Here is a 23166-nt window from a genome sequence, read left to right as displayed (position 1 = left end):
CTCAACATAACAGTTGTTCATTTGGACTACAAATCATTTAACCTACACCTCGCTTACATTCTGGCAACCTAATTAAGCACATTCACCTATCCAGCACATATTTGTAGACTTGAAGAGTTTAGCGCTACAGGACTTAAATAAATGGGTTTAATAATCAGCGATCTAAATGTAACTTTGATGCGTATTTACACTGGATTGCGTGCTAGATTAGTTGCAGGCAACCAAATAAATAGTTTTTGAGCAAAACCATGGATGTCACTTCGCAAGTTTATGCCGTGCGGGGTCGATAAAGGAGTTGTTATGGGTAACAGTATCGTGGCGTTCAAAGCGGTATCTAAAGGATTTAATGACGGCGATAAATATCATCAAGTGTTAGATGATATTAACCTACAACTAGAAAGTGCAGACACAGTTGCACTAACAGGGCCCAGCGGCTGCGGAAAAAGCACCTTGCTTAACATTATCGGTGGTTTTGAATTTATCGATAGTGGCACACTTTCGCTATTCGACAATGACACCACCCCATGGCAAGACAAGCAGTGGAGCCAATTTCGGCGTCACCATTTAGGCGTTGTCTTCCAACAGTTCAATCTACTCACCCCACTCAATGTAAAAGACAACATTGCATTTTCGCTACGACTTAATCGCCAGCAATGGTCACCATGGTGCGATCATCTGCTCAAGCAGTTAGGCTTAGACACGGTGAAACATCGTCATGTTGAAACGCTTTCAGGCGGACAACAACAACGCGTTGCTATCGCTCGCGCCTTAGCGCATCAGCCCAAATTACTGTTAGCCGATGAACCCACGGGTAATCTTGACGAAAAAGCCGGTAGAGAAGTGATGCAACTGCTTACCGAACTAGCTCGCGAATCAAATACCAGTATTCTGATGGTGACGCATAGCGCTGAGTGCGCGGCATTCATGCAAAGACGCTGGCATTTAGAGCAAGGCCGCATCAATGAGTAGCCAATTAGGCTTAACCGTTCGACTCAGCCTGGCTGTTTTTGCTCGGCATTACCTCAAAGCTCCCTTACAAGCAGGCGCTATTTTATTGGGTTTTATTTTAGCAGTAATGCTGCTGATTGGTGTACGTGCCACTAACGAAAATGCGGTGCGCAGCTACTCACAAGCAACCGAACTGTTAAGCCAACGTGCACAACTTATTTTAGCGCCCGTCGCAGGTAAAAAAGTCATCGCTGATTCGGTCTATATCAGACTGCGTCAAGCTGGTGTAACCCAATCATTGGCGGTGTTAGCAGGTACTGTGACTGATAGCAAAGGCCAGCGCTGGGATATTCAAGCCAGCGACCTCATCGCGGCGCTCTCAATACAACAATATCAGAGCAAATCCAATGACACCGCAAAACCCGCCAAAGTCTCAATGCTTTCAAGTGGTATTCCGCTAGCCAAATTGCTCTCTGGTAAACCCTATATACTCATGAGTGAAAGTCATGCTGAGCAAGTTGCCCCAAAAGGCATACTCGAACTCGAAGGCGTCATGCTATCCGTCATTTCAGTTAGCGACGAATTCGGTCTAGGGAATGCCATTTTAATGGATATCTCCCTCGGACAGCAATTACTCGACCGTCCAGGGGAACTGAGTTATATAGCGCTCTTTGGCAACGCCAGTCAATTAACCGCAAAAGTCAGTCAAATATTTAGTCAGCAAAGCATTAAGCAGTTTGAGCTGGCCGAACAAGATGAGGGAGAAGGACTCACAAGTTTGACCCGCAGTTTTCATTTAAACCTCACGGCAATGAGCTTACTCGCCTTTGTGGTGGGACTTTTTATCGCTTATAACGGTGTACGTTATAGCTTATTAAAACGACAAAAACTGTTAGTGCAACTGCAGCAGCAAGGTGTCCCGCAACGCGCATTGTTAATTGCACTTTTTCTGGAGCTGTTTGGCTTAGTCATCATAGGGTCGGTGCTCGGTTTTATCTTAGGCCTACAGTTAAGTCATTGGCTACAACCTATGATAGCGTTAACACTGGAGCAACTTTATGGGGCAAGGCTGTTACCGGGCTTATGGCAGTGGAGTTGGCTCTATCAAGCTATTGGACTCACTTTTGTCGCGGCCATATGCGCATGTTTACCGCTGTTTAATGCTCTGGCTAAGCAACCACTCGCGCGCAGTAGCAGTCGTTTTGAGCAGCAACGCCATGCGGGTAAATATCAACGAATACTGTTTGTAACGGCAATCGGTTTACTAACACTAGCCGCAACACTTTTTCCCTTTAGCCGCGATTATCAACATAGCTTAATCCTGTTGGGTGTTGTGACGGTTGCCATCCCTCTATTACTGCCATTATCACTGCAACTTTGCTTGTCTGTCGCCACACGTGTAAGTCGTAATGGCTTGTGGCAATACGCAGTGGCTGAAAGTAAAGAGCTGATTGCGCCATTGTCATTAGCAATGATGGCCATGTTACTCGCACTCACCGCCAACATATCGATGAACACCTTAGTGGGCAGTTTTGAAATCACGCTTAAGAACTGGTTAGATGCTCGCTTATATGCCGATATTTATATTCGCCCACCCAATGACAAAATCGAGGCGACCCAAACACTGTTAGCCAAACAGGCTAAGGTCAGCGCCGTTTATGGCCAATGGGTGCATAAAAGTCATTATCAGAATGCCCCCATCAGCCTGATGACACGAGATGTTCACTCACTCAGAAACAGTAACCAAATGAAGGCACAAGTCGATAACTTATGGCCGCAGTTTTTTGAAGGCAGTGCCTTGATGATCAGCGAGCCAATGGCGATTAAGTATCGACTTGAGGTCGGCGATCTTGTCTCGTTGCCTGAATTCAAAAATGCCTCACAGCCACCTTTACCTATCGGGGCGATCTTTTATGATTACGGTAATCCGTTAGGGCAAGTGATTGTCAGCCAACATACGTGGCAGCGATTAGCATTGTCGAGCAGCCCCACGAGCATCGCCGCCAGCTACACAGGAGAGATAGCCGAACTGGAGCACATTTTACAACAGCAAATACCGTTATCGGCAGCGCAGATGTATAACCAAGCCAAGATAAAGCAACGCGCACTGGAGATCTTTAAACGTACTTTTTCAATAACCTTAGTGCTCAACAGCCTAACACTGATGGTTGCCGCCATCGGGCTGTTCAGCGCCTGTTTGATGCTCACTCAGGCAAGACAAGCACCATTGGCTCGACTCTATGCACTTGGCGTCAGCCGCAATCAACTGCGCGGCATCGTATCACTGCAAATGCTGTTGATTGTATTGTTCACGTGTCTACTCGCATTACCCGCAGGCGCACTGCTTGGCTACCTGTTGATTAACAAAGTGACCCTGCAGGCCTTTGGTTGGAGTATCGCCATGGTGTGGGACTGGCATGCTTATTTTCAAGTTGTGCTTATCGCGCTGGGGGCGAGTGCGCTGGCAGTGCTGCTGCCGCTCTATTGGCAGACCCGTAAACCGCTGATAACCAGCTTGCAGCAGGAGGCATTATGAACAGAGTCTTACCCTCGGCTTTATTGATAAGCTTCATTACCGTGTTCATTACTGCCTGTTCGCCTGCGGCGTCGCCTTCAACAGGCATGGGACAGTTACTCAATGGCAATGCCCAAGGTTATACTCCCGTCACGCCAAATGTCAGTTTGCAGTTTCCTGCCGATCATATGGCACATAATGATTTTAGGCAGGAGTGGTGGTACCTCACCGCCAACCTGGAAACAGAATCGAAAGAACAAGTAGGACTCCAGTGGACTCAGTTTCGTATCGCGCTTTCACCACCATCGGCTCAACAAACAGATAGACAGCTGCTAGCCAATAGCGCTATCGATAGCTCACCTTGGCAAACTGAGCAGCTGTACATGTCCCATACTGCCATCACTAGCCAGACCCAACATCAGGCAGAAGAGAAGTGGTCTCGAGGTCACCAGAGTATTGCTGGTACACAAGCAGAGCCGTTAACCATCCGTCAAGATGATTGGCAATGGCGCAGTCAAAGCAAACAGCTATTTCCGGCCACATTAAATGTAGCAAGTTCAGATTTCAGCTATCAACTGCAACTGGATACAACTGCACCTTTTCAACTGCAAGGCGATAACGGTTATAGCGTAAAAAATGCCGCTGGCAGCGTCGCCTCCTACTATTATAGCCAGCCGTTTATCACGGTGACAGGCAGCCTGGTAAGAGATGGTAAACGAGAAAAGGTCAGTGGGCATGCTTGGTTAGACAGAGAGTGGAGTTCACAGTTTCTATCGAAAACTCAGCAAGGCTGGGACTGGTTTGCGATTAGATTGGATAGCACCAGCACCCTAATGCTGTTTCAGCTTAGGGATGACACTGGCGAGCAATCTCATTTTTACAGTGGCAGACGCATGTACCAAGATGGCCGTGGCCATAATATCAGTAATCAACAAATTACCATGACAGCCACTGCATGGCAGCAAACACCATCGGGCAGATACCCTGTCCAATGGCATATCCAGATCCCATCGGAAAATATCGATATTACGACCACCCCGCTGAATAATGATTCCAGTATGCCGCTCTCTATCCCTTATTGGGAGGGTCCTATCAATATTAGCGGCACCCATAATGGAATGGGTTATATGGAACTCACTGGATATTAAGCATCAAATCTCTACTTGGGCCTACATAAAGGCCCGCTACAGCTAACAACTGTCGCGACAAGCAAACCTTAAATAAGAATGGTTATCATTAATCAAGCTTTTGAATATACTCATTATTTAATGTAGCGCAAGCTAACATTCTAAATGGACAAAAACCAATCAAGCTTCTAATCTTTATTCACTAATTTGAGAACTAGATCACCTAGAAAAAGTTGATCTTGGTCGATAAAAAACCTCATTACCCCTTGTGAGGTATACCCACAATTTATTTGAGGTCTAGACTCAGTATAAATCTTGGTAAGTAGCCAGTCATTTTTATGCGATGTTGTTTACCGAAACGAAGAAGGTAAAAAGATGAGCAAAGAATTTCATATCACCAGCTTAGTTGTGCACGCCGCGAGTAAGTCTGTTGCAGATATCACCCAGCGCTTATCTGCGCTTGAAGGCGCCGAAATCCATGCAGTTACCGATGAAGGCAAATTTGTGGTCACCTTAGAAGGTGAAACACAACGCTCTATCCTCGATAACGTTGAAGCTATTAATGCCTTTGAAGGCGTTATTAATAGTAGCCTAATTTACCATCAAGTCGATCCAATCGATCCAGTAGAACAGAAGAGTGAGGAACACCATGAGCATTAGCCGTCGCGAGTTTCTAAAAGCCAACGCTGCAGTTGCCGCCGCAACAGCCGTAGGTGTAACTCTGCCAGTGAAGATAGTCGAAGCTGCAGAGCAAAAAGATAGCATTAAGTGGGACAAAGCACCTTGTCGTTTTTGTGGCGTAGGTTGTAGTGTTCTTGTAGGCACAGAAAATGGCAAAGTCGTCGCGACTCAAGGCGATCCTGAAAGCCCTGTGAACAAAGGCCTTAACTGTATTAAGGGCTACTTTCTATCTAAGATCATGTACGGAAAAGACCGTCTAACCACGCCTCTTTTACGCATGACTGACGGCAAATATGATAAAGAAGGTGAATTTACTCCAGTCAGCTGGGATACCGCACTAGACACCATGGCTGATAAGTGGAAACACACACTTAAGACTAAAGGCCCAACTGCAGTCGGTATGTTTGGTTCAGGCCAATGGACTATTTGGGAAGGTTACGCTGCCTCTAAACTACACAAAGCGGGCTTCCTGACTAACAATATCGACCCTAACGCTCGTCACTGTATGGCTTCTGCTGTTGGTGGCTTTATGCGTACCTTCGGTATCGATGAGCCAATGGGTTGTTATGATGACCTTGAAGCCGCTGATGAGTTCGTCCTTTGGGGCGCTAACATGGCAGAGATGCATCCAATCCTTTGGGCTCGTCTTTCTGATCGCCGCTTAAGCAGCCCGACTAGCCGCGTACATGTATTGTCAACTTACCAAAACCGCAGCTTCGACTTAGCCGATAACGCCATGGTTTTCCGTCCTCAGTCTGACTTAGCGATATTGAACTACATCGCTAACTACATCATCCAAAATGATGCTGTTAATAAAGACTTTGTCACTAAACACACTAAGTTTGCACTCGGTACTACCGATATTGGTTACGGTTTGCGTCCAGAGCATCCGCTAGAGCAAAAAGCTAAGAATCCAGGTAGCGGTAAGTCAGCGCCGATTAGCTTCGACGAATACGCTAAATTCGTTAGCACTTATACGCTTGAATACGCTGCTGAAATGAGTGGTGTAGAGCCAGAAAAACTTGAATTAATGGCTAAGGCTTATGCCGATCCAAAAGTGAAAGTAATGAGCTTGTGGACCATGGGAATTAACCAACACGTTCGTGGTGTTTGGGCTAACAACATGCTCTATAACATCCACTTACTGACAGGTAAGATTGCCACTCCGGGTAACAGCCCGTTCTCACTAACGGGTCAACCATCAGCCTGTGGTACTGCGCGTGAAGTGGGTACATTCTCACACCGCCTACCTGCAGACATGGTCGTTAAGAATCCTAAGCACCGTAAGATCACCGAAGATTTATGGCAGCTGCCTGAAGGCACTATTCCACCAAAGCCGGGTTATCACGCGGTGTTACAAACGCGTATGCTTAAAGATGGCAAGCTGAACTGTTATTGGAATATGTGTACCAACAACATGCAAGCCGGCGCAAACATCAATGAAGAGATCTACCCAGGGTTCCGTAATCCAGAAAACTTCATTGTAGTGTCAGATCCCTACCCAACCGTCACCGCGATGGCTGCTGACTTGATTCTACCTACCGCGATGTGGGTTGAGAAAGAAGGTGCTTACGGTAACGCTGAACGTCGTACTCACATGTGGCATCAACAAGTTAAACCACCAGAAGGCGCTAAGTCTGACTTATGGCAGTTAATGGAGTTCTCTAAGCGCTTCAAAGTGTCTGAAGTTTGGCCTGCTGAACTTATTGCTAAGAAACCAGAATACGCTGACAAGACGCTTTATGAGGTGTTATTTGCCAACGGTGTTGTCGATAAGTTCCCAGCTGATGAGTGTAAAGCGGATCTTAATGATGAGTCTGACGCCTTTGGTTACTACGTTCAAAAAGGTCTATTCGAAGAGTACGCCCAGTTTGGACGTGGTCATGGTCACGATCTAGCCGATTTCGATACTTACCATGAGAACCGCGGTGCACGTTGGCCTGTGGTTAACGGTAAAGAGACGCTACGTCGCTTCGTTGAAGGCAGCGATCCGTATGTTAAACCAGGTGAAGGCTTTAACTTCTACGGTAAACCAGACGGTAAAGCGGTTATCTTTGCACTACCCTATGAGCCTGCAGCGGAAGAACCAAACGAAGAGTACGATATCTGGTTATCAACCGGTCGAGTTCTAGAGCATTGGCATACTGGTTCAATGACAGCCCGTGTACCTGAGCTATATCGCGCCTACCCAGATGCACAAATTTTCATGCATCCAGAAGATGCTAAAGCACGTGGCGTAAAACGCGGTGACGAAGTGATTGTTGCTTCGCCTCGTGGTGAAGTGAAGACAAGAGTAGAAACTAAAGGCCGTAACAAGCCGCCAAGAGGCGTGGCGTTTATGCCATTCTTCGACGCGCGCCAACTGGTCAATAAGTTGTTACTCGACGCGACTGATCCTCTGTCAAAAGAGACAGATTTCAAGAAGTGTCCAGTTAAAGTGACTAAAGCATAACTAACCCATAAGCGGAGATAAACTAATGAAAAAATTATTGACTGCAGCTGCGTTAGTGATGGCGCTCAGCGCATGTTCAGGCCAGCAAGCAAATACGCCAGCAGAGCCTGTTAACATCAATTCACTTGGACAGTCTGCTATCACCGATACTCGTCCAGCAGACCCTGCTGCAACGTATCCCAAACGTGGTAAGTCGATTGAACGTACTTTTGTACATCAACCACCGATGATCCCACACAAAGCGGGATACCCAATTACACTGAAGAAAAATGGCTGTATGAGTTGTCATAGTCCAGCAAAAGCAAAACGCATGAAAGCGACCCAGATCGATCCGTCGCATCTGCTTGCCGATGCCAAGCTGAACGATCATTACTACAACTGTACTCAGTGTCACACACCGCAAGCTGAGAACAAGACCGAATTGGTTGAGAACACATTCTCAAACAACTAGGCCAGTAAGTTATTTACTGAGCTTGAAAATTAAAAACCACCTCAAATGAGGTGGTTTTTTTATCGGTAAAATTCATCTTTAACCCTCACCTCCCCGCTCCATAAAATTAACCATCAAATCTATAACAGCTGTTATTTTGTCGACCTAATCCAGCTCTAGACATAAAAGCTCTACCAAGCCTTGATACTGGTCAATTAACATCCAAATTAACTGCCTTGCTCTATCATTATTGACTATAGATCAACTGACAACACAAAACTGGATAGTGAGAGGTGATGTGAACACTCCGGGGCTAACGAGCAAGCAGGCGATAATGCTATTGGGGCAGTATGGTGAAAACAGTTTGCCTAAACCGCCAAAAAATAGTTTCTTTCGACTGTTTATGGTCCAGTTTCGTAGCGCATTCATTTATGTGTTATTGGTGGCGGTTATTGTTTGCTTGCTGCTTGGCCAGCTTATTAATGCGTTCTTTATCTCGGTAGTATTACTGCTTAACGCCCTCATTGGCGCCATTCAAGAATACTCAGCACAACAAGCGGCCGATTCATTAGCGCATATGGTGCCGCAGCAAAGTAGAGTACTCCGAGATGGCCACCCTGTACTCGTTGACAGTGAAAGCTTGGTGCCTGGTGATTGGGTTATCCTCAATGGCGGTGACCGTATTGGTGCTGATATCCATCTTAAACAATCCAGTCAATTCCAGGTCGATGAGTCGGCTCTCACCGGTGAATCCGCTTCTGTTAGTAATAAGAAACAGGCTTTAGCCGGCACCTTAGTCACCCATGGCCGAGCCGAGGGAGAAGTCTTCGCAACAGGAACCCACACTCAGATTGGACAGATCGCCGACTTGGTCCATCAGGGCGGCAAAACTAAGCCGCCACTGATGCAACGAATCGATCAGTTCACACTGCGCATAGCGATAGCCATCATCATTATTATTGCGCTCATATTTGGCCTAACCTTAATGCGGGGTGCCGCCCTCTCTGATGTGTTTTTACTCGGCGTGGCATTGGCCGTATCTGCGATCCCTGAAGGGTTACCCGCAGCGATCACTGTCGCTCTCGCTATCGGCATGAAACGAATGGCAAAAGCCAACGTAATCGTCCGCAAATTGGTGGCGGTTGAAACGCTAGGTTCCTGCACCTTTATCGCCTCAGATAAGACCGGCACATTAACGGTCAATGAGATGACGATTGGACAAATATGGCTTGCGAACGGGCAGAGATATCAGGTGACGGGAGAGGGATTGAGCCCGACAGGTATTGTCCAATCTAAGAATAACAAGGCCCCTGCTGACTTAACGCTGGACCCCGCACTCAAACAGTTAGCCACTGCGGGTGTGCTCGCCAATGAAGCGCATTTGGTATTTGAAACAAATGAGCTGCACGCCGATGGTGATGGCGTTGATTTGGCTTTCCTCATACTAGGTCACAAACTCAAACTGCCCTCTACCACCCTACGGCAGAAACGGCTGACCCTTTTTCCCTATGAATCAGAAAAAGGCTTCAGTGCCAGCATTGATGATAGCAAACTAGGCCCATCAATCTCAGTCAAGGGGGCGGTAGAAAAGCTTATCCCTATGTGTTTGCTCAGCACTGAACAGCAGCAAAGCATTCTCAGCCAAACGCATTCAATGGCACTGCAGGGATATCGGGTATTGGCATTAGCTCATGGCTTAGGGCAACCCGTAGATGATCATTTTAGTGAGCTTGAGTTCTTAGGGCTTGTTGCCATGAGTGACCCGCTTAGACCCGATGCCATAGAGGCGGTTGCAGCCTGCCAAGCTGCACAGATAAAAGTGGCGATGATCACTGGCGATCATCCTGCCACTGCGTTAACCCTGGCACAACAGCTAAAGATTGCCACCGCAGATGACAGTGCCATTACCGGTGAAGCTCTCGAAAAAGCAATGCATCAGAGTGAAACTGATTTTGATCAACTCGTCGGCAGTCACAGGGTGTTTGCCCGAGTTAAACCTAAACAGAAGATGGAGATCACTCAATCACTTATCAGGCAGGGTGAGTTTGTTGCCATGACTGGAGATGGCGTTAATGATGCCCCAGCCCTCAAACACGCACATGTTGGTATTGCCATGGGGCTTAGAGGAACCGATGTCGCCAGAGAAAGCGCATCACTGGTACTCACCGATGATAAGTTTAGTTCGATTGTTAAAGGGATCATCGAAGGACGCATCGTCTATAACAATATTCGTAAGGTAATTTATTTGCTCATAAGCACCGGTGCAGCAGAGATCTTCCTTTTTATTCTCAGTGTGTTGTTTGCACTACCAATCCCGCTGTTTCCGCTACAGATCCTCTGGCTCAATATTGTCACGAATGGGGTGCAGGATGTCGCGCTCGCCTTCGAGCCCGCTGAAGGCAAGGAACTATCTCAACCACCACGCTCGCCAAAGGAACCCATTTTCGATCGTTTAATGCTCGAAAGAGTGGTGACCAGTGCACTCACAATGGGCTTGGTAGCGTTTGCTTTATTTGCTATATCGCTAAACATGGGCGCTGATGAAGTGGAAGCTCGCAACCTCACCCTTATGTTGATGGTGCTATTTGAAAATGTACACGCGCTCAATAGCCGCTCTGAACACCGATCGGTACTGCAGATCCCTTTGTTCAGTAACCCTATCCTGCTTATCGGCATTCTTGCGGCACAAGGGATCCATATTGGCGCCATGTATACGCCGGGACTAAATGATGCACTGCAGCTTAGTCCCATCAGTTTAGGTCATTGGTTGATCTTACTCGCCACAGCTTCAGTGCTCTTTATTGTGGACGAGGTACATAAAAGGTACTGGCGTATTAAACATCATCCGAGCTTGGTGATCCCAATAGCTGATCATCGGCGGGAATAACCAACACGTTACTGCGAACACGGCTGATAATGGACTCAGCCATGTTGCCAATAACATAACCGAAAATACCGCGACGCTGACATGCTCCAAGCACTAAGTCTCGCACCTTAAAACGGCAGGCAAGCTCATAAAGACAAAGATCAGGCTCGCCAACAGTAATGTGAATACAGTCAGGATCGAGATCTAGCTTAGCTAATTGATGTTGATATTTTTGATAAGCCTCTTTGACTAATGTGTTGGTATTGATCAAGTCCAAATCGCGGATCAACTTAGGTACTCTAATGACAAAGGCTAGATGTAGTTTACTGCCTTTAGCTTTGGCTAGTGCCTTACCATGCTTAATGACCAATTTATTAAGTTGTTTTTTAATCGGCTTATCACTACCCAGATCGACTGCCATCATGACGGCATTGCCCCTATGCAAAGGGTTATCTGTCAGTAACATTAATGGGATTTTGACATTACGGATCAAATTCCAATCAACAGGTAGATAGTGATCCGCATGATGTACCGCTTTTACCATGAGATCGAAACCATGACGAATAGAATGATAACAGGCATGTTCAGACAAATCTTTGCTCCATACGCTATGGACGGGGACATCTTCTGCCTGCAATTTTTCCAGTTCGCCTTCCACTTTCGCCTCTCGCTGCTTCATCATATTCTTATGCGCTACAGCTGCAAAGCGAGGGTTGTAATACTCTGCACTGCCAAAATATTCGAAGCTATAAGCAAAAATTTCGGCACGTTTACCCAATGCGTTTGCCAACTCTATTCCCGTCGCAATAGCATCGGTATGAGATTCCTCTCTTTGCGAAATAATAAACACCTTGTCCATGGTTTACTCCTGCCATTATTACCTTACTCTAGCTTAGACAAGCAAATGCGTCCTCGCCTCTGGATGACCCATATACATGATCAAGATCAAAGCGCTGTTATTAACCAAATAAGGGGGCAACAGTGGCAATAGATAGCTTTGTAATTTCCATTTTTCTTATTCTACTTTTTGGTCGCTTGCTAGGAGAGCTTGCTCGCCGATTAGGCTCCCCCGCCGTTGTGGGAGAAATCATGGCGGGACTGCTGATTGGCCCCTCTATTCTGGGCTGGGTTAGTCCGCATAATACTCTGTCGGTTCTAGCTGAATTAGGGGTGATTTTACTGCTATTTGATATCGGCTGTGATACTTCCATTAAGCGTCTATATCATGCTCGCGGACACTCAACCTGGGTAGCATTAAGCGGTATTTTAGTGCCTGCAGTGGTCGCCAGTACTGCCGCTGCATACTGGCTGAATTTGCCCTCATTTACTGCGCTATTCTTCGGCTGTGCCTTAACGGCCACCAGCATTGGAATATCAATACGCGTGATGGCTCAAGCAAAACAAACACAAACAATTGAGGGTCAAGTGATCTTGGGCGCCGCAGTGATAGATGATATCGCAGGGGTAATATTACTGAGCATATTATTGAATTTTCATGATTCAGGCAGTTTAAGCGTCGGTTCGATACTCATATTAACCATTAAAGTTATCGGTTTTTTACTTATCGCTCCACCCTTTGCGCGCGTATTGATCTATCTAGCACGCGGCCTTCAGCCTCAGTTTAACCAATCCGGTTACGCTGTTTTTATCGTGATCACTCTAATCTGTTTATTTGCATGGTTAGCTCACCTATTCGGTGCGCCCGCACTATTAGGTGGCTTTGCCGTTGGAATGGCGTTATCTAAGCAGTTCGTTTCACCGATAAACCGTTACCTACGCAATCCTTTTCATTTTACTCATCAACTGGAAAAGTCGACCAAGCCACTCATCGATATTTTCGCGCCGATATTTTTTGTTTATGTTGGCATTACCGTTGATCTAAGCCAGCTGGAACTCACGACAACTGGCTTACTGCTGCTACTTTGGCTGGCACTGATCGCCATCTTGACTAAACTCGCAGCGGGTCTAACCGCAAAGGGATCATGGCGAAGAAAACTCATCATTGGCTGTGCAATGGTTCCTCGCGGTGAAGTAGGTCTAGTGTTTGCTGAAATGGGTCGCCAAGCCAGTATCATTTCGCCTAAGCTATTCACCGAGTTAGTCATGGTTATTGTTGTCACGACCATCGCCGGACCACTCATGCTAAAGTGGTCACTCAAAGGACAGAGATTGATCCATAAGTAAGTCCGTCCGTTCGTCCGTCGACGATAAATGATTATTCTAGTTAACCGTTCATCAAGATGTTAATGCTCAATAATCGGTCGAAGAGGAAGACCGAGACTCTTTGAAAAAGTACATTGAATACTAATACCAATTGCATTAAGTATTTGACCAATTCAGAGCGCCTCAGATTTTTCAATTCAAGGCGCATTGGTGAAAAAAGGGTTATTCCCTTTTAAGCCAATGCAAAGCAGAAGTGGAAAATCTGAGGCGCTCACGTAGTGCGGCTTTCAAAGCCCTTTAAGCTTCGTTGTGGGCTTTGGATATAGAATAACTATTAGCTTCAATCCCCCATCTTGCCTACAGGGCTTTGAATTCCCGCTGAATGGTCAAACTTTTAATGCAACTGGTATAATTTTTCGATACCAACCACTTGCCATATCACTGCGGTATATAGGCGATAGTATAAATAGCCAGAACATGATTCTGTTCAATGACAATAGCTGCTGATTTCAATTTATTAAACAGCCTTATTCAGCATAATGTCTCTTGCCTTCGCTCTAGATTCAGGTAACGTTAGAGTTATATCAATCGAAAGAAGAAGCGCTTATATGAAGTCTGGTAAACATGATGTACAGCTACTTAAGCTAGCGATGGAAATCGGAGTAGGTTACGCCAAGAAAAGAGGCTTTGCCGACTTTGGTCAAGGTATTTCCCCCAAAGACAAAGTGGAATGTATTTACCGATTATTAGTAAAAGACAACTTGATTCAAGCCTTGTCAAAAGACAAAGAAGATGGTCCAAATATGAAGCACAAATTAGTGCTGTGGATCAGCCGTCAACTTCCCGAAAACCACGAATTACTGAACTAATATATTCCGCAATCGAACCTGTCGCATCTAATGCGGTAGGTTCCCCGCTAATCTCGCCCACAACGTCACCAACAACCTCAAAAATAATACCTAGGTGTTGATCGATTCAAAGCCGCTTTACGTATTCGTTTTTATGAATAAAATAAATCCAAAAAAACTACTGCACAGTAAGTGGACTGCACTGAAACCCATGCAGAAACAGAAGCACTTTATAGTCACTGAAATGGAGTTTGATGAAGTGGGTGATGTAAAGCGATGCGTGATTGAAGCGGTATTAACCCGCACTCAATATGACACTAATTGGCGCGAGCTAACCGACGATAGCTGCTGGATATTTGGCTGGAAGTAAGTGACGTGATACTCGCCAAATCACTTATGATTTTTCGTTACTAGGTTCTTCAACTGAACATTGCTGCTCATTTTTTTTAGCTTGTTTCTTTTGAGCACAATCTTGCTCAAGTGGCATTGCTGCTAAATATAATGCTTGGGCGAATAAACCTTGGTATGACTTCATGTTGACGACCTCTAAAGATGAATAATTGGTTGGATGTGTGCTTGAGGTCAAAGTAATCTTGTTCGGACTATTAGTAAAATGAATAATAGCCATCAACTAGATTCTATATAAGCATGAACATACAAATAAAAAGCTTACACTGCTTCCTAACCCTAGTCGAAATGGGTAATTATACTCGGGCAGCAGAGAAGCTTCATCTCACTCAACCGACCTTAACGAAGATGATCCAACGCCTTGAAGAGAATCTCGGCCAGCCTTTACTGATCCGAAATAATCAAAAGGTGATTGCCACCGAAGCTGGCAGAGCTTTAGTGTGCACTGCGCAACAAATCGTTGGCCAATGGCACCGACTTAGGGAAGATCTCAATAGTTTAAATGGATTACAAACAGGCCAACTTAGGCTTGGAGTATGCCCAATGATGGGCGAAATGATCATCGAATTAGTCGCTCATTTTCGGCAGAAATATCCCGGAATTGAACTCAGTATTCAAGAGCTCGGCGGCTTTGGTGCAGAGCAGGCACTGTTAAATGACAGTTTAGATTTGACCTTTACCGCATTACCGACGACACACGCTCAGGAGTTTAACAGCTTAGATCTTAAGGGTTACCCCTTGCTGGCTTGCATGCCAAAAGATCACTTATTAGCTAAAAATGAGAGTATTAGCTGGCAAGATCTAGCGCCCTACCCATTTATCTTATACAACGATGACTTTTCACTGACGAAGCTTATTTATCGATTAAGTCGCGCTGCCAATGTCGATCTTAATATTGCCGCTCAAAGTGGCCAGTGGGACTTTATTGCCGCCATGGTTGAAGCCAAGATGGGCGTGGCGATTTTGCCTAAACCTATCTGCCAGAAAGTTATTTCAGAAAATCTTATTTATAAAACTCTCTCGCCGCAACTAACATGGGATCTAGCACTTATTTGGCGAAAAAATTTACCCCTGACACCTGCCGCATCAACTTTTTTAAAACTAAGCAAAGAGTTAAGTGCAAACTAAAACCAACTACCACAATATCGAATAGTTAGTAACGTGTTGCTATTCGATATATTAGATGTCATCGCCGCATTGGACAGATTCTGTCTCACCAAAATAATTTGCGGAGTTAGAGATGAGAAAATTAATGACCTTAGTTCAAACCAGCCTTTTGGCCGATTCTCTGCTGGAATTGCCTTTGTAGCTGTTATAGCTAATGGCAGATGAGTATTATCATCGACCTCGAACGTTTTAGTGATATGGATCGCAAACCTCAGCATTTTAGCGAGGTTAGAGTGAGGGGTCCGTCCTTTTTAGGAGGTAGAGGATGCCAATTTTACTTAACCATTGAAAACACATGTTGCGATTTCTTTTCTGCTAACCCAAGTTGTCCTGTTCTGGTCTCCATAAGTGTATTTATATGTCATTTGAGTAGGGTTTTCATGATCTGCGGATGAGTGCTTTATGTTCCCAAAGAAAAAACCACCTTCTTGATCCATGATGAAAGCGAACCATCCCACTTTAGCTCTGGTTTCGGTTAGGCTTTCTACGTAACCAACGTTGTTTTGGTAGTCGCAAACTTTTTCTCCGCGCTCTAGCTTTTGAGTTTTTGCTGTAGCTTTATTCCAGTGATCTCTGTTGATATGATTTTCCGTGTCTATCCATGAAACCGAATCTTTAGCTTTCTTTAAGGCCGCCAAATTGTAATCTATTAGTGCTTGGTATTTACCTAGAAGCTCAGGTGAATTCAGTCCTTTTTTTAATTCATCTACGCCTTTAAAAGTAGCGACCCCAGTAGATTTAATAGGATGAGCTACATAAAAAAGCCTATCATAAATGTCTTTTTTCCCCAGAATGATCCCATATGAAATTGCACCTCTACTCATTCGAGAGTAGGATTTGCTTATCTTTGGAATCAATTCATAGCGTTGTTTGAATGAATTCTCGTCTGAAAGCATTTTTAGTAAACGAATGAACTCAGGCCTAATATCAATCATTGCTCTGACTAGCTCTTCTTTTTCGGCTAATGAGGCGCTGTTTTCATGGCTAGGATAATGTCCAATAGGGAAATGTTTGTGAGTCAGTTTTTGACCCTCTCGCCGATTTGTTGTTATTTTTCGAGAACCTTTATTGTCAACTGATGGAAGGGTGATCCCAACGATAACATGCTTGCCATTAACCTTTTCAGTAGTGATTTCCCATAAAGACGCTACCGTGGTAGTAGGTGAACCCCTTCCAGTCTTTAGGTATTTACGAACAAACTCCTTATTGATAATCATCTCAGAATTAACATAATTGAGACGTTCAATATCTTTCATTTTTTGTTTTTGTGCAGAGGATGTGCAGCCACTGATAGTAGTTACAGCTATTAGTAGAGATATAATTTTTACAAAATTCATGTCGCAGCTCCGTTGCCAACTATAATAACGATGTTTGTTTGTTTGTTTGTGAATAGTTATCAGGAGTTTACAGGTATGTCACTAAAATAGTAAGTGGAAACAGTATGAATTGAAAAAATACGCACCCAACATTAATTGCATACGTCTTACTGTGATTTAGGTGTCGCTAAAATAAGTGGGGTCATCCCCTGAGGGATGCCCACGAACTTAATAGCATTATTTCGACTCCTGAATCAAGCCTACAGTGTCTTGATAGCGATTTGTTTACCCGACCTTTACAGTCTCAATAGTTAAAAATGAAAAATTAGTGATGATTGATGGCAGTATTGGTGATGTTAGCGCCGTATTAAGTCAATGGGGCAACGGCGCCTTGGCACTGACTGCAAAACATACTCGCTAGGTATTGCGGAAGCGTTAGGAACATAATTTAAAACAGTTTTTCCCCTGGCGTTTCACCTGATACATAGCCTTGTCAGCTTGTTCATACACATCGCTAAACAGCTCGTTTTTACCAAAAACGGCAATACCGATACTCAAGCCAACCTTGATACTGTGATTTTCGATATTTAAGGGCTGTGCAAATAACTGCAGCATTGCATTCGCCACTGTTTCTAATTGAACTCTGGATTTTGATGGGTATAGCACCACAAACTCATCGCCTCCTAAGCGGGCAATATCGGTTGTCGACCCTAGATATGAAGTTAAAGTATTAGCAATACGGATCAACAAGCTGTCACCAAACTTGTGACCATAGTGGTCATTGTTGGCTTTAAAGTCATCAAGATCGATAAAAAGTAGCGCGCCACCAGCACCCAGTTGTAATTTTGACAGCTCAAAGGCCTCCATTAACGCTTTGCGGTTCAATAAACCGGTTAGAGGGTCTTTGTGTGCCAGTTCAGCTAAACCCAGTTCATAACGCTTCTCTTGGGTGATATCGATATGAGTTCCCATCATTCTAATCGGCTGACCATGTGCATCAAATTCAACAATTCGGCCGCGATCTGACACCCAACTAACGCTGCCATCCTTATGTAACATTCGGTGAGTCACTTGGTAGGAGTCTGTCTTGCCTTTAACATGGTCTTCAAAGTTGGCGACAACCCAATCACGATCTTCTGGGTGCAAGTTACCCTTCCAACTGTCGACATGAGCGGCAAGTTCATCGATGGTATACCCCAATAACGACCCCCATTCCATATTGAACATGGTGAGGTTACCTGACGGAATATGTTGTTCCCATAAACACAAACCTGTGCCATCTAACGCCGCATTGAGCTTTTCTTGCAATACAGCATTTTGTCGAACAAGCTCAGCCTGATCATCTCTAAGCTGATTATTTTCTTGTTCCAGAGTGCCAAGCATTTTTTGCAGCTCGGCTTGTTCAGTCTTAGCTTGGTTCATTAATCGTAATACTGATGAGGTCAGCGATTCAGCCCCCCATCAATTGAGCCCTTATGCTTATTATTCAATCATTGAAACTACTGTCATCGCTTGTTAAACACAAGCTTATTAGTACTATCGACTGACTAGCTGTAAAAATAAGGTAAAAAAATACCCACGTTAAGGTGGGTATTCAAACGGTTTTTAAATGCTAAAACAACGCACTAGGATTCAGTGCACTATTTTACATTCAATATTTACACGACTGGCGATACTACAAACAGTAATTCACCCTGTGAAACCTGCTGGGCATTACTGTTAAGAATACGCTCGATACGGTACTGCTGGTCTTCAGGGTACAGCACAGCGTTCTTACGGTTAAAGCCTGCGAGTGTTAGTTGCGAGAACATCTTCATTGCTTCTGTAAGCGCTAAAGTCTGATCCACTGTAACAATGTCGCCTTCTTTAACGAAGTCTGCTTCACCAGGTGCTGGAGAGGTATAGAAGATACCTGCACCTTGCGCCATAACCTTAAGTTCATTACTTTCGCCAACACGTAGCGATTCAGTATCAACACCGACGGTTTCTGCTGCTGCTTCCATCTCGGCGATAAGCTCAGGAATATCAAGCTCAGCCATAAAACGTGGTAGGTAGTTGGTATCGTAAACGCCTTCATTGAAGGTGCCATCTTTAAGGATGCGAGTTAACAATGGAATGTTAGTCGCGATGCCCTTGATAACAACTTCGTTTGCAAGGTAGTCATGAAGCTTGTTAATGACATCTTCACGGCTTTCACCACGACAGATGATTTGTGCAATCAAGCTATCATAGTAAGGTGATACTTCTTTACCTTCACCCGCGATAGAGATGATTTCAATATCATCACGCTCTGGCATCTTGTATTCGCTAATCAAACCTGGGTTTGGTATTAGCTGCAATATGCCATTGCTATCAAGCGCTGCTTTCTCAGCCGTGACACGCACTTCCATCGCATAACCGATGCTTTGTGGTTCTAAATCTGCAATGGAGCGTCCTGCGGCAATATCAAAACCGGCACTGACAATATCGATGCCTGATGTGGCCTCTGTTACTGGATGCTCTACCTGTAGACGAGTATTCATCTCCATAAAGTAGACTTCATTTGCGTCTAAGTTATAGATGAACTCTACCGTACCCGCACCCATATAATCGGTTGCATCACCTAATAAACGCGTATATTCCAGTACTCGCTGTTTTAGCTCCTCAGGCAACATCGTTGAACCTGATTCTTCAACCACTTTCTGGTTGTTACGCTGGACAGAACAATCACGTAAGCCAAGTACCTTAGTGTTACCAAACTGGTCACGCAGCAATTGGACTTCAATGTGACGTAGTGAAGTCACATATTTTTCTAGATAAAGGTCACCGTTACCAAAGGCCGCTGCGGCTTCGGTCGAGGTTTTTTGGAAAAATTCAATCATGTCTTCAGGACGTTCGACAACCTGGATGCCCTTACCGCCACCGCCTTGTACTGCTTTAAGCAATACTGGGTAACCAATTTCAGTGGCAACGTTTACCGCTTGCTCTGCATTGGTCAAAATACCGTGGCTACCAGGAACGACAGGTACGTTTTGGTCTTGCGAAGTTTTAATCGCATTCGACTTGTTACCCATGGTCGTCATGCTGTGAACACTCGGGCCGACAAAGTTAACGCCATTGTTAACACAAAGGGCCGCAAACTGCGGGCTTTCTGATAAGAAACCGATACCAGGGTGCAATGCATCAACATTTTCGTATTCAGCCACTTTCAACACTGAATAAGCATTGAGGTAACTTTCATCAGAGGTGTTACCACCAATACAAACTAGCTTGTCGTTCGCTTTTAACATGTCAGCAGGCACTGATGTCATATCAGGGTCTGATGCAACCAACACGACATCAATCTTGTTGTCGTGTGCTTTACGAATAAGCTTCACCGCGGTACAACCACGAGCGTGAATCAATACTTTATTGATTGGCTTCATGAGTGCGCGAGGATCGTTCTGAACAATCTCTTCATCTTCAACAGACATTTCAGGTACAAGCGTCGACAGGGCATTACCAATGATGGTGTTAATATTACCCGTCGGCTTCGGCATCAATGGGTCGATGCTACTTAGCTGATCATCCAACGTGGTAGTGAATGGGTTTTCAACGAGGGCATTCATCGCGCCGGGGACTTTAGACAAGTAGTTAGACAGTGTCGCCGTCGAAGGTAAGTATGCAGGCACAACCATTTGACCCGCAAACGGCATGTTGGTGCCAGACAGATAGTAAGTCTGTACGAGAGGATGCGTCACGAAACTTGCCTGTGCGCCACCGGTACAGTCACCATAACCAAACATCAATACTGGCAACTCATTGTCACGAATAAAGCGAGTGATACGGTCGTTAACCACAGCCATTGAGAATAGCGCTGCTGCACCTTCTTTAGTCTGCATACCGCCTGAGCTGATAAAGCAGATAACGGGTAACTTACGCTTAGCACATTCAATTAATAACGCGCTGAACTTTTCAGCGGCTGCCATATCGAATGCACCGGCTTGGAATGCAGTGTTTGATACCGCAACACCGACGCGCATTGGCTTGCCATCTCTTTCAAAGTCAGCAAGACCGGTGATCAAACCACAAGGGCGAATACCTTTGTCGATTGCATCTTCAATAGAAAGACGGAAGCCAGGAAAGTTAAGCAAGTTAGCTGACATTTTATCGCCGTTAAGCTCTTCAAACTCAGAGAAGAACTTAGCAATAATCGCATCCCAACCCATTTTTCCTGCACGTTTTTCATCGCGAAGTACTTTTTGGATCAGTAGATCTTGGTAACCCATAGTCAAACGGTTCCAGAAGTCTTTACGACGACCGATACGGACAGGGTTGATGGCGCCAGTGTATTCACTGTTTTCTTCTTCACTGTCGAAATACTCTGGGAGTAAACGCTCGAAGAAGTAAGTCAAAATAACAAACAGACTGTCGTTCAATTGCGGGAAACCAACGCTCTTCCACTGCTCTGTACGAGTCAGTAGTTCTGCGCGGTTTGATTGCGACATAAAATACTTAAGCCACTTGTAGAACTTGCTCTTATCGTTAGCCACATCTTGTGTAGACAATGCTCTATCGATTGAATCATGTAGCAAATTATCAACTGAACTACGAGACAAGCTCTTAGACATCATCGCTTCTTTCGCGATTGACGCCAAGTTACCTACTACGTTGTCATACAGTGCGTTGAATACCAAAATATTGTGGCATTGCCAGATAAAGTCTTCACGCAGTTCGTCATGAATAATAACATCGAGAACGCTAAGTTGATTTAGCTCAGGCCAATCCGCTTGAGTGACTTCTGGAGGCAATGTCTCAAGGTAGCTAATCAGCCCCTTGAAGTTGTTTTCAGCATTACCTTTCCAGCGGTGAAAGAGCGACCAACTGATGTTAAAGATAAGGGCTTTACGCGCTTTCTTATAGTTCTCTTTTGGTTCACCCAAAATCAAACGCGTTAGCATATTACGTTCGGTAGACACATCATCACGCTTAGCGATGAAGTTACCCCAAAGCTTATTCAACTCTTCGTCATAAACCAGCTTATCTGGGTTAGATAACCAAGATTGGAAAACTTTATCTTGTTCTTGCTGAATTCGCGCTAGCAAGTCACCTTCAGGCACACTGACTTTAGAGAGACGACCATACTGCTCTTGTGAGATAGAATGGATACGGCTACGCAGCGTTAGGTAACGCAGGTAACGGTAGGTGCTACCAAACAGGTTCAAGTGCATGGTTGGGTTGTCAGCAACCGCAAGCTCCGCATTGACCTCTAGTGCCGCTAAGTTTTTAGACGGGTCTAAGAAGCGGGCTAAACTGCGATCATAGTGCTCACGCAAGTCATCAGATTCGCGCACAAACTGCACTGCGGCTTTTTCAACAGCTTCAACGCTGCTGATAATTGCACGGCGTAGGTTATGTTGGCGCTCATCTTTGTCTGATGGCGAGAAATCGACGATACCGTCGATACAACCCGATGTGTACAGTTCTTCTGGCGAGACGCCCACAGATTTTGCACATTCCTGCCAAGACAGGTTGTACTTGCGCGCAATGCTTTGTAGGCCTTGTGGCTGAATCGTGTTGAAGATACCGTCACGCAGTGACAATAGAATGTTTGCAGCAGCCAGTGGAATAGCACCACCAGAGTAACCAGCACCAATCACGATACCTACTGTAGGTACGTCAACATTGGCACTCTCTGCAATCGCTTTAGAGATTGAGTGAGCTTGGTTTTGGCTGTTAGCGATTTCACCTGCATCAGCACCTGGAGTGTCGATAAGGTAGATAATAGGCATAGACAATTCGGCAAAATGACGAATCGCTTTACAACACGCTAAGTGATGTTCAGGCATCCACGCGCCGTTGGCCGTTGTACGCTCTTGTGCAATAAAACCGATACGGCGAGTACGAGATCCAAAATTCAGTTCAATCTCTGCACTATAAAAAGGGCCGCTGTGGGTTTCGGTAATAAGCTTACCTTTAAGATCCGCAATCATGCGTTTAGCACCAGGGCGGTTTTTATCTTGCGTCGGTTGGATCACCTTAGTGACATAACCATCGACGTCTAATCCAGCCAAATCTTTTAGATTGGCTTGAATAGTATCGTCACCGAGAAGACCTTTTATCTCCTCAGATAATGTCTGTTTACTGTGCTCAGGAAACAAAGAAAAGTCTTTTGCCAAATGCTCTGCTTTTAGAAAAAGCGGATCTGCACTTTGGGCTTGAGTCATGTTAACGGGCTGATTTTTGCTGGTCATCGAAAGATCCTCTGCGTTTAGCCTCTGAAATTT

General features: G+C 45.0%; 16 protein-coding genes. 11 read left to right on the top strand and 5 right to left on the bottom strand.

Annotated features, from left to right (window positions below; genetic code table 11):
* Positions 1-300: 300 nt before the first annotated feature.
* The 7 genes from L2729_RS05460 (at position 301) to L2729_RS05430 (ending at position 11040) form a co-directional block, all read left to right on the top strand.
* Positions 301-969, top strand: a complete 669-nt coding sequence (locus L2729_RS05460; RefSeq protein WP_248987342.1) for an ABC transporter ATP-binding protein — start codon at positions 301-303, stop codon at positions 967-969.
* Positions 962-3484, top strand: coding sequence for an ABC transporter permease (locus L2729_RS05455; RefSeq protein WP_248987341.1), 2523 nt, complete (start codon positions 962-964; stop codon positions 3482-3484). The genes L2729_RS05460 and L2729_RS05455 overlap by 8 nt, the downstream gene beginning before the upstream one ends.
* A complete protein-coding gene (locus L2729_RS05450) occupies positions 3481-4611 on the top strand; it encodes a lipocalin-like domain-containing protein (RefSeq protein WP_248987340.1) in 1131 nt (376 codons plus the stop codon). The genes L2729_RS05455 and L2729_RS05450 overlap by 4 nt, the downstream gene beginning before the upstream one ends.
* A gap of 354 nt (positions 4612-4965) precedes the next feature.
* Positions 4966-5250, top strand: coding sequence for a chaperone NapD (locus L2729_RS05445; protein ID WP_101092376.1), 285 nt, complete (start codon positions 4966-4968; stop codon positions 5248-5250).
* The gene (gene napA / locus L2729_RS05440; RefSeq protein ID WP_248987339.1) at positions 5240-7723 is read left to right on the top strand and encodes a nitrate reductase catalytic subunit NapA; all 2484 of its coding nucleotides are present in this window, start codon (positions 5240-5242) and stop codon (positions 7721-7723) included. Before L2729_RS05445 ends, napA begins: the two co-directional genes overlap by 11 nt.
* A gap of 25 nt (positions 7724-7748) precedes the next feature.
* A complete protein-coding gene (locus L2729_RS05435) occupies positions 7749-8174 on the top strand; it encodes a nitrate reductase cytochrome c-type subunit (RefSeq protein ID WP_248987338.1) in 426 nt (141 codons plus the stop codon).
* A gap of 277 nt (positions 8175-8451) precedes the next feature.
* Complete coding sequence (locus L2729_RS05430) at positions 8452-11040, top strand: cation-translocating P-type ATPase (protein ID WP_248987337.1); 2589 nt, start codon at positions 8452-8454, stop codon at positions 11038-11040.
* Here the strand turns inward: L2729_RS05430 and L2729_RS05425 are convergent.
* Positions 10988-11878, bottom strand: coding sequence for a universal stress protein (locus tag L2729_RS05425; protein ID WP_248987336.1), 891 nt, complete (start codon positions 11876-11878; stop codon positions 10988-10990). The genes L2729_RS05430 and L2729_RS05425 overlap by 53 nt on opposite strands.
* A gap of 122 nt (positions 11879-12000) precedes the next feature.
* Between L2729_RS05425 and L2729_RS05420 the strand changes: the two genes are divergently transcribed.
* The 3 genes from L2729_RS05420 to L2729_RS05410 all read left to right on the top strand — a co-directional run bounded on the left by L2729_RS05420 (position 12001) and on the right by L2729_RS05410 (position 14400).
* Entirely contained in the window at positions 12001-13203 is a 1203-nt protein-coding gene (locus L2729_RS05420) for a cation:proton antiporter (protein ID WP_248987335.1), read from the top strand.
* A gap of 587 nt (positions 13204-13790) precedes the next feature.
* The gene (locus L2729_RS05415; RefSeq protein ID WP_101092386.1) at positions 13791-14051 is read left to right on the top strand and encodes a DUF5062 family protein; all 261 of its coding nucleotides are present in this window, start codon (positions 13791-13793) and stop codon (positions 14049-14051) included.
* Positions 14052-14184: 133 nt separating this feature from the next.
* Positions 14185-14400, top strand: a complete 216-nt coding sequence (locus L2729_RS05410) for a TIGR02450 family Trp-rich protein (RefSeq protein ID WP_248987334.1) — start codon at positions 14185-14187, stop codon at positions 14398-14400.
* Between the two features lie 24 nt (positions 14401-14424).
* On the opposite strand, the gene L2729_RS05405 is transcribed toward L2729_RS05410, so the two are convergent.
* Positions 14425-14658 (bottom strand): hypothetical protein, encoded by a 234-nt coding sequence (locus L2729_RS05405; RefSeq protein ID WP_248987333.1) that lies wholly within the window; start codon positions 14656-14658, stop codon positions 14425-14427.
* A 20-nt stretch (positions 14659-14678) separates the two neighbouring features.
* On the opposite strand from L2729_RS05405, the gene L2729_RS05400 reads away from it, so the two are divergent.
* Positions 14679-15566: a LysR family transcriptional regulator gene (locus tag L2729_RS05400; RefSeq protein WP_248987332.1), complete on the top strand. Its 888-nt coding sequence runs from the start codon at positions 14679-14681 to the stop codon at positions 15564-15566.
* Positions 15567-15883: 317 nt separating this feature from the next.
* Here the strand turns inward: L2729_RS05400 and L2729_RS05395 are convergent, their stop codons facing one another.
* From L2729_RS05395 to L2729_RS05385, 3 genes are all read right to left on the bottom strand, one after another.
* Entirely contained in the window at positions 15884-16942 is a 1059-nt protein-coding gene (locus L2729_RS05395; protein WP_248987331.1) for a hypothetical protein, read from the bottom strand.
* A gap of 414 nt (positions 16943-17356) precedes the next feature.
* Positions 17357-18343, bottom strand: a complete 987-nt coding sequence (locus L2729_RS05390; protein WP_248987330.1) for a sensor domain-containing diguanylate cyclase — start codon at positions 18341-18343, stop codon at positions 17357-17359.
* Positions 18344-18579: 236 nt separating this feature from the next.
* Positions 18580-23133 carry an ATP-binding protein gene (locus L2729_RS05385; protein ID WP_248987329.1) on the bottom strand — a complete coding sequence of 1518 codons (4554 nt, stop codon included), beginning with the start codon at positions 23131-23133 and terminating at the stop codon, positions 18580-18582.
* Between the last annotated feature and the right edge of the window lie 33 nt (positions 23134-23166).

Source organism: Shewanella gelidimarina (assembly GCF_023283945.1).
In the GTDB taxonomy this organism is placed as follows: domain Bacteria; phylum Pseudomonadota; class Gammaproteobacteria; order Enterobacterales; family Shewanellaceae; genus Shewanella; species Shewanella gelidimarina.
Note: the sequence above shows the minus strand (reverse complement) of the source record. Positions and strands in the feature narration are given on the sequence as shown.

Coding starts and splice junctions, on each gene's coding strand:
- L2729_RS05460 (WP_248987342.1), top strand. CDS start 301: ATGGGTAACAGTATCGTGGCGTTCAAAGCGGTATCTAAAGGATTTAAT.
- L2729_RS05455 (WP_248987341.1), top strand. CDS start 962: ATGAGTAGCCAATTAGGCTTAACCGTTCGACTCAGCCTGGCTGTTTTT.
- L2729_RS05450 (WP_248987340.1), top strand. CDS start 3,481: ATGAACAGAGTCTTACCCTCGGCTTTATTGATAAGCTTCATTACCGTG.
- L2729_RS05445 (WP_101092376.1), top strand. CDS start 4,966: ATGAGCAAAGAATTTCATATCACCAGCTTAGTTGTGCACGCCGCGAGT.
- napA (WP_248987339.1), top strand. CDS start 5,240: ATGAGCATTAGCCGTCGCGAGTTTCTAAAAGCCAACGCTGCAGTTGCC.
- L2729_RS05435 (WP_248987338.1), top strand. CDS start 7,749: ATGAAAAAATTATTGACTGCAGCTGCGTTAGTGATGGCGCTCAGCGCA.
- L2729_RS05425 (WP_248987336.1), bottom strand. CDS start 11,878: ATGGACAAGGTGTTTATTATTTCGCAAAGAGAGGAATCTCATACCGAT.
- L2729_RS05415 (WP_101092386.1), top strand. CDS start 13,791: ATGAAGTCTGGTAAACATGATGTACAGCTACTTAAGCTAGCGATGGAA.
- L2729_RS05410 (WP_248987334.1), top strand. CDS start 14,185: ATGAATAAAATAAATCCAAAAAAACTACTGCACAGTAAGTGGACTGCA.
- L2729_RS05405 (WP_248987333.1), bottom strand. CDS start 14,658: ATGGCTATTATTCATTTTACTAATAGTCCGAACAAGATTACTTTGACC.
- L2729_RS05400 (WP_248987332.1), top strand. CDS start 14,679: ATGAACATACAAATAAAAAGCTTACACTGCTTCCTAACCCTAGTCGAA.
- L2729_RS05395 (WP_248987331.1), bottom strand. CDS start 16,942: ATGAATTTTGTAAAAATTATATCTCTACTAATAGCTGTAACTACTATC.
- L2729_RS05390 (WP_248987330.1), bottom strand. CDS start 18,343: ATGAACCAAGCTAAGACTGAACAAGCCGAGCTGCAAAAAATGCTTGGC.
- L2729_RS05385 (WP_248987329.1), bottom strand. CDS start 23,133: ATGACCAGCAAAAATCAGCCCGTTAACATGACTCAAGCCCAAAGTGCA.